The organism is Terriglobales bacterium (genome assembly GCA_035487355.1).
Lineage (GTDB): Bacteria > Acidobacteriota > Terriglobia > Terriglobales > Acidobacteriaceae > QIAW01.
Genome location: DATHMF010000106.1, coordinates 104059 through 110706 on the forward strand (window position 1 = coordinate 104059; position 6648 = coordinate 110706).

The 6648-nt window shown below is 56.1% G+C and carries 6 protein-coding genes; 4 read left to right on the forward strand and 2 right to left on the reverse strand.

Annotated features, from left to right (window positions below):
- Window positions 1-11: 11 nt before the first annotated feature.
- The 3 genes from ruvB to VK738_19815 all read left to right on the forward strand — a co-directional run bounded on the left by ruvB (window position 12) and on the right by VK738_19815 (window position 2380).
- Window positions 12-1076: a Holliday junction branch migration DNA helicase RuvB gene (ruvB, locus tag VK738_19805; GenBank protein ID HTD24908.1), complete on the forward strand. Its 1065-nt coding sequence runs from the start codon at window positions 12-14 to the stop codon at window positions 1074-1076.
- 143 nt (window positions 1077-1219) lie between these two features.
- Window positions 1220-1597, forward strand: coding sequence for a cupin domain-containing protein (locus VK738_19810; protein HTD24909.1), 378 nt, complete (start codon window positions 1220-1222; stop codon window positions 1595-1597).
- Window positions 1598-1687: 90 nt separating this feature from the next.
- Window positions 1688-2380, forward strand: coding sequence for a hypothetical protein (locus VK738_19815; protein ID HTD24910.1), 693 nt, complete (start codon window positions 1688-1690; stop codon window positions 2378-2380).
- Window positions 2381-2459: 79 nt separating this feature from the next.
- Here the strand turns inward: VK738_19815 and VK738_19820 are convergent, their stop codons facing one another.
- A complete protein-coding gene (locus tag VK738_19820) occupies window positions 2460-2900 on the reverse strand; it encodes an SRPBCC domain-containing protein (protein HTD24911.1) in 441 nt (146 codons plus the stop codon).
- An 837-nt stretch (window positions 2901-3737) separates the two neighbouring features.
- On the opposite strand from VK738_19820, the gene VK738_19825 reads away from it, so the two are divergent.
- On the forward strand, window positions 3738-5039 hold the full coding sequence (locus tag VK738_19825) for an MFS transporter (GenBank protein HTD24912.1): 1302 nt from the start codon (window positions 3738-3740) through the stop codon (window positions 5037-5039).
- Between the two features lie 51 nt (window positions 5040-5090).
- Here the strand turns inward: VK738_19825 and VK738_19830 are convergent, their stop codons facing one another.
- A complete protein-coding gene (locus tag VK738_19830) occupies window positions 5091-6401 on the reverse strand; it encodes a TROVE domain-containing protein (GenBank protein HTD24913.1) in 1311 nt (436 codons plus the stop codon).
- Between the last annotated feature and the right edge of the window lie 247 nt (window positions 6402-6648).

The window sequence follows — 6648 nt, forward strand, 5'->3', positions numbered from 1 at the left end:
GCGCAGCAGACGTGGCAACTTCAACTTCCAACTCATCCGCATCAAAGCCGGATCCCGAACCGAAGCAACGCATCGTTTCGGCCGCTCCGGTCGAGGACGACGCATCCTTTGAACTCAAGCTTCGCCCCAAGTTCCTGCGGGAGTTCGTGGGTCAAAACAAAGTAAAAGAGAACCTGGCCGTGGCCATTGAGGCCGCCAAATCGCGTGGCGAGGCGCTCGACCACGTGCTGCTCTACGGCCCCCCCGGACTGGGCAAGACCACGCTGGCGACCATCATCGCCAACGAGTTGGGCGTGGGATATCAGCAGACCTCGGGACCGGCGCTGCAGATCAAAGGCGACCTGACCGCCGTGCTCACCAATGTCCGCCAGAAGCAAGTGCTGTTCTTCGATGAAGTGCACCGGCTGCAACCGGCGCTGGAAGAAATTCTGTATTCTGCGCTGGAAGATTATCAGCTCGATATCATCATCGGGCAGGGGCCGTCGGCACGGACCCATACGATTGAGGTGCAACCCTTTACCTTTGTGGGCGCTACCACCCGCGCGGGATTGCTCTCTGCGCCCCTGCGCTCGCGCTTTGGTTTGCTGCTGCGGCTGGATTTTTATATCACCGACGAATTGCGCTTCGTGGTAGAACGCTCGGCTGAGATTTTAAATGTCCCGATTGAACGCGATGCCGCCAATGAAATTGCCGGGCGGTCGCGCGGCACTCCGCGCATCGCCAATCGCCTGCTGCGGCGCGTGCGTGACTACGCCCAGGTGCGTAGCGGCGGAAAAATTGATCTGCCCACCGCCCAAGCCGCGCTCAAAATGCTGGAAGTAGACCAGCACGGCTTTGACGAAATTGACCGCAAGCTGCTGCTGATCATCATTGAAAAATACCAGGGTGGCCCGGTCGGCTTGAGTACGTTGGCCGCAGCCCTGGCAGAAGAAGCCGAAGCCATTGAAGAGATTTACGAGCCCTTCCTCATGCAGATTGGATTCTTAGACCGCACGCCGCGCGGACGCGTGGCCACCAAGCTTGCCTACGATCACTTTGGCATTCCTCTGAGCCGCAAGCAGTCGGCGCTGTTCTGAAGTTATTGTTTCAGGGCTTTCCTCCCTTTCCAGTCAACTCGAAAAAATTGCACCTGGACGACTTGCGAAACGTCCATATGAATATCCCGCGCATAATGCGCGGCGCTTTCCACGATTCTGGCAATCTCCAAGGAGGAGCTGCGATGAGCAATCAGGCTGAATATCCCTACGTTACGCGCCTCAATGTTTTCTACAAACCGCTCGAGGTCATCGAGGAAAAGGCGCTTGCCGATGCGTGTCCGCACAAGTGGTATAACCAGACGCTGTGCGAGGTCAACAATTCGGTAGTTCGTCTGGGCGTGGTCGAAGGAGAGTATCACTGGCACAAACACGATGCTGATGATGAATTTTTTTACGTGGTGGAAGGGAAATTTCTGATTGACCTGGAAGATCGCACGGTAGAGCTCGGCCCCAGACAAGGATTCGTGGTCCCCAAAGGCGTTCTTCATCGCCCGCGAGCGCCGCAAAGAACAGTGATTCTCATGGTAGAAACTGCCGGTATCATTCCGACCGGAAATTAATCTCCGAGGCCGGTTCATTCTTCATCGTTGAGATTGACCGAGTGTCGGATAAACTGGAAACGAATATATTTTTAACTTTACTGACCCTTTATGTCGAACCTGGACCAACTGCGTTCCAAAAATCCCATCCCTATGGCCTTCGTGACCCTGGGCGGTCTCCCATTGCGCTTTGAACTGACGTGGCCGTTTCACGCCTCAACTGCCGGTGCAGACTTCCATATTCTGCATGGCAAAGTGTGGCTGCTGAGTGACCCGGCCTTGTCCCTGCATGCCGAATTTGCCGCCAATGTTTCCCTCACCATCGTGGAAGCTCTGCCCTCGCTGGAGCCGCACGATGCCGAAATCGTTGTGATTAACGCAACTCGCATGGCGGCAGACGCCGGCAGGATGCAATTCAAGAAATCGCCCAAGCTGGTGCCGGTGGAGGTCTCAAGCCGCCACTTCAGCTTTAAAACCAACCAGATCGTCTTTACGGTGGCATCGGATGAACAACTGCGCAGCTTTCTGCTGCACAAGGTCTACTGGCTGGGATACCGCTCCGGAAAATCAGACGCCAAGGTTTGGATCGCCGACCCTTATGACTGCGGCTATCTGAACAACAGCGCAGAAAAATTAGTGGCTGCCGCGAAGGCCCTGGGGCAGGAAGGCCTGCTGCAACTCGAAGGTGAATTTGCTTCCGCGACCAGCAAGCTGGAAGAAAAGGCAGAAGGCTTCCAGGCCGATCTGGAAAAAACCTTGGAAAGCACCGTGGCTAAATTCAACGCAGACATGGTGGAAAAATAACTATAAGGCTGTCTCATAAATGGCTCGGCGGGGTGGGCCCAACATAGGTGGTGTAATCTCAGACCATTCCCACCTCGTATCAATGCGGTTTGAATGTCTTCCCCGTCTCAAGCAACGTCTTCAGGCGGGAAAGAATACGCGGCCATCCATCGGCGCAGGCAGCGTAAGTGGGGTCGTCCTCGGCCCACTCGTCATGCGTCACCGTTACTTTTGTGGCTTCGGTCTCGGGCACCAGTTCGATAGTTGCGCGTGACGTCTTATCATTTTGGCCCATTGCGAAGGTGTACTGAAAGACTTTAGGCGGCTCAAACCGCACGATCTTCCCTCGAACGTAGGTCATGGGCTTGCCATCGGGTCCCGCGCCCACCCATGCGAGCAAGCCACCAGGCTTAAAGTCCGCTTGAAGCTCAGCGCCCGCGAAGATGATCCGGTTCGACTCCCGCGACACAAAGCCTTCCCACACCTTCTCCGGGGTCGCAGCAATGTAGAAAATATATTTAAGTGGTGCTTGATGGGCCATGATTGCTCCTGACTTTCCTGCGCCATCTTATATCCACAGGCAAAAACCCAACAAGGTAATAGTGCCAGCGGTTCTTCCTGATTGCTCGCATAACCTGGAATTTAGAGGCCTTTGTCCGGTAGGGGCACTTGTGGTGGTCGTCTGTGTGTGGGCGATATTTGAGCTCGCACGCTGGCTCGCCAGGCGAATGTCGCTTGCCCCTTGAAAAACCTGGGTTCGTCCACGTAACTGTCGAAATATCGCCATTTCAACAGCAACCGCCGGATATCGCATTTATGAGATAGCTTCTAGAACTTTTTCTTAAACGGGTTTGTGTCAGGGCATGGGTTGTCTTCTGAAACTGGGCGACTGTCTTGCCCCGTGGTCCCATTGTGGTATCAAACTCTTCGTTCCTGTGAAAACTTGCGCTATCCTCAGCACTGGAAGTGTATCCAGCATCCCAGGATGCGGGGGCATTGCCCTCATAGGTTCTTTGAAAATTTGCAAAAACCGGACTCGCTAGTCAGTCCTCAGTATAGAAACGGCCCACCAGTGATATATATCCAGTAAACACCCCGGACTGGCTCAGCAAGTGCCCAACCCAAAAGCGACTTTACCCAGTAAATACAGGGCTATCATGCTGTTTCAAGAGGTTCCGGCCACTTGCAGCAAGTGGGGGTGGGGCCACTTTTTACACCGGAGAATCCAAGGGCCGAAGATTACTAAATGATAAACGGCGGTTCTTTGCCGCCCAGAGGACGAAAACTAGCATTGGCTGAGTACTGCTTGCTGAAAAGTTGAACACGACGATTGCTGCTAAGCTGGAGTCGCTGCGCATTCAATCCCAGGTCTTGAATCATGGCAAGCCAATCCATTTCACTTGCGTCTTATTTGAAGCTGCTGCGCGGCAATGCCAACTTCCGCCGCTTGTGGATCGCGCAGATCATCAGTGAAATCGGCGACTGGTTTTACATGGTGGCCTTGTACGCCATGCTGCTGGAGTTCACGGGCAAGGCCGAGCTGCTGGGGCTGGCCTTTCTGCTGCAAGTTATGCCGCAGGCGTTGACCAGTCCCGTTGCGGGTGTAATCAACGACCGCCTGCGCCGCCGCGCTGTGATGATCTTCTCTGACCTGGCGCGCGCGGCCATCGTCTCTTGCATGCTGCTGGTGCGCTCACCGCAGATGATCTGGCTGGTCTACCCGCTGCTTTTTCTTGAGACCGTGATGTGGGGTCTTTTTGAACCTGCGCGCAATGCCGTGGTTCCCAATATCGTGGCGGACGATGAGATCATCATCGCCAACACTCTGAGCTCGACGACATGGTCGCTTAATCTCTTTTTGGGGTCGGCATTAGGAGGCGTGGTAGCCGCTTTCTTAGGGCGCGATGCCGTGTTCGTGCTGAATGGTCTATCGTTTCTGATCTCGGCATTTCTGATCTCGCGCATGCGATTCGCTGAACCCCATACCGAGTCATTGCCTCCTCTGCGTTGGCGCGACTTGGTAGATTATTCGCCTATGATTGAAGGCGTGCGCTATGTGCGCAGGCAGGCGCGCCTGGCTGTGACCGTATTTGTGAAAGCGGGATTAGGGGTCACCGGCGCCAGTTGGGTGATCTTTCCTATTATGGGATCTCGTGTTTTCCCGGTGACAGGTCATGGGATGGATTCGCACCACGGCGCTTTGCTGGGAATGAGCCTGTTGATGGGCGCCCGCGGGCTGGGAGCGCTGATTGGCCCGGTAGTAGCGGCTCCTTGGGCGCAACAAAATCTTCAACGATTGCGCCTGGGAATCATGGCTGGGTTCTTTCTTTACGGCGCCGGTTACATTGGATTGAAATTCATCCAACATGCGACTGTGGCTTATGTTGTGGTGACACTCTCTCACACGGGTGGCGCCATGGTGTGGGTGTTTTCCACTACGCTCCTTCAATTAATGACCGACGATAAGTTCCGCGGCCGCGTCTTCGCCGCCGAACTTGGCTTTTGCACCATCATCCTGGCACTTACGGCTTATCTGGCTGGCATATTCATTGACCGCGGAGTTGACGTGCGCACCATCGCGCTGGCCACGGGAGTGTTGACTGTTGCAAGCGGGATTGTTTGGGCGTGGTTGGGAGTGAGGAAGAGTGGACAGCCGGATGTCAGCCCTCCTGAGATTTGAGCGATGAGAAAACAGAGGCGCAGCCAAAAATCAAAGCTGCGCCTCCTGCCGTTACTTGGGCATCTTTTCCAGCTCGCGGATATACCCGATGACGGCCTCACTCCAGCCATCAACGTGCATCCACTTGCCGTAGCCGACGCCGTTCTTGAAGCTGGCTACGTTAATCATGTAGCCCATCCCCTTGGGGTTGGGCACGGTGTCATGCGCCTGCTCATCCGTGATTACGATCAACCGGTCGTAAGTCTCGGTGAGCTCGCCCAACGACTTGCCCAGGTAAGTTCCGCTGTGCGACTGGCTGTGCTCCAGGGCATCGCGCAGCGCAAAGCCCTGGCGCGCCGGCACCTGCACCAGCTTGTCAGAGAAGGTGTAGATGGCAACCTGCTCGCAGATCTCGCGCAGCAACACCGCCAGACCATAGGCGGCGTCGGTGCGGTGCATCTCCGAGTTACGCGAGAGCGGATGGTTCATGCTGCCGGAGACGTCTACCAGCAACACTGTCTTCCCAGGCAGTTTCTCCTGCGAAGCCAGCGCCTTGAACATGGCCTGCTCCAGCACCTGCTCCCACTGCGGCGCGTGACGCGCGGCAGCGATGAAGCGGAAAGGAAGCACACGATCGGTCTTCATCGCGCGCAGCGCCGTGCCTACCAGGTTCGGATCAACATCGGCGTCCTTCATGTTGCGCAGGTTGCGCAGCAAGGCCAGCGCACCCAGCTTGTTCTCCTGCAGCAGGCGCTCCCAGGTCTGGAGCTTGTCGGCCCCGGCCGAGAGTGCAACTTCCCACGTATCCGGCGAAGCCAGCGTGCCCTCGACGAGCTGCTTCCACAACTCCGCCTGCGCGTCATTCAACGGCTTGGCGTGGCACAGGAACAGCACGTCGCGCAGCTTGATGGGACCGGGACGGTTGTACTTGGCCAGCGCGTATGCGTCGAACTTGGTGAACGCGCCTGCCAATCCCTTTTTCACCTGCGCCGAAAGCGGGGCCTTACCATCCTTCCAGTAGATGGCCACGAACTCAGAGAGTTCGTCGGCGCGCTGGACCACGCGCTGCAGGGTCTCGGCCACCTGGACGCGGTGCGTCTTGTTGCGCGCCATCTCGCGCACCAGCAAAAGCGGCGCGTGACGCAGCTTCATCTTCTCGCGCGCCTCAACGGCGAGCGAGGCCACGCGCTCGGCCTCGACCTTGGGCACCAGCTCGCGGATGCGTCCGGCAATCTCGACGCCATCCTCGTAGAACTGGTCCTCCCACAACATGCAGGCCAGCACCGACCGGCGAAGCTGCTGCTCCGCGTTGATCTGCCGCACTGGCGCACCTTCATGCGTGCGCGAGCCAAAGACAAACTTTTTCAAATTCAAACGAGCCATGAAATTTTCCTTCCTTATTAACTCTTTCAATTTCAACTAGAGCATTGACTGCTTTCTCGGGGAACAAGCGATGCGGCGTTTTACGCTGCCTCATAGTAAAAGATCAGTGCTGGCGAGGCAGGTATGAAGTAACCGTTATCTTCACCACCGAGAAAATGTTTGCAGTAGAGACATAGCATGCTACGTCTCTCACCATCGGCAAAATCGTTATCCCATAAAAATTATTTCTCGGGGAACAAGCGACACA

Coding starts and splice junctions, on each gene's coding strand:
- VK738_19810 (HTD24909.1), top strand. CDS start 1,220: ATGAGCAATCAGGCTGAATATCCCTACGTTACGCGCCTCAATGTTTTC.
- VK738_19820 (HTD24911.1), bottom strand. CDS start 2,900: ATGGCCCATCAAGCACCACTTAAATATATTTTCTACATTGCTGCGACC.
- VK738_19825 (HTD24912.1), top strand. CDS start 3,738: ATGGCAAGCCAATCCATTTCACTTGCGTCTTATTTGAAGCTGCTGCGC.
- VK738_19830 (HTD24913.1), bottom strand. CDS start 6,401: ATGGCTCGTTTGAATTTGAAAAAGTTTGTCTTTGGCTCGCGCACGCAT.
- VK738_19815 (HTD24910.1), top strand. CDS start 1,688: ATGTCGAACCTGGACCAACTGCGTTCCAAAAATCCCATCCCTATGGCC.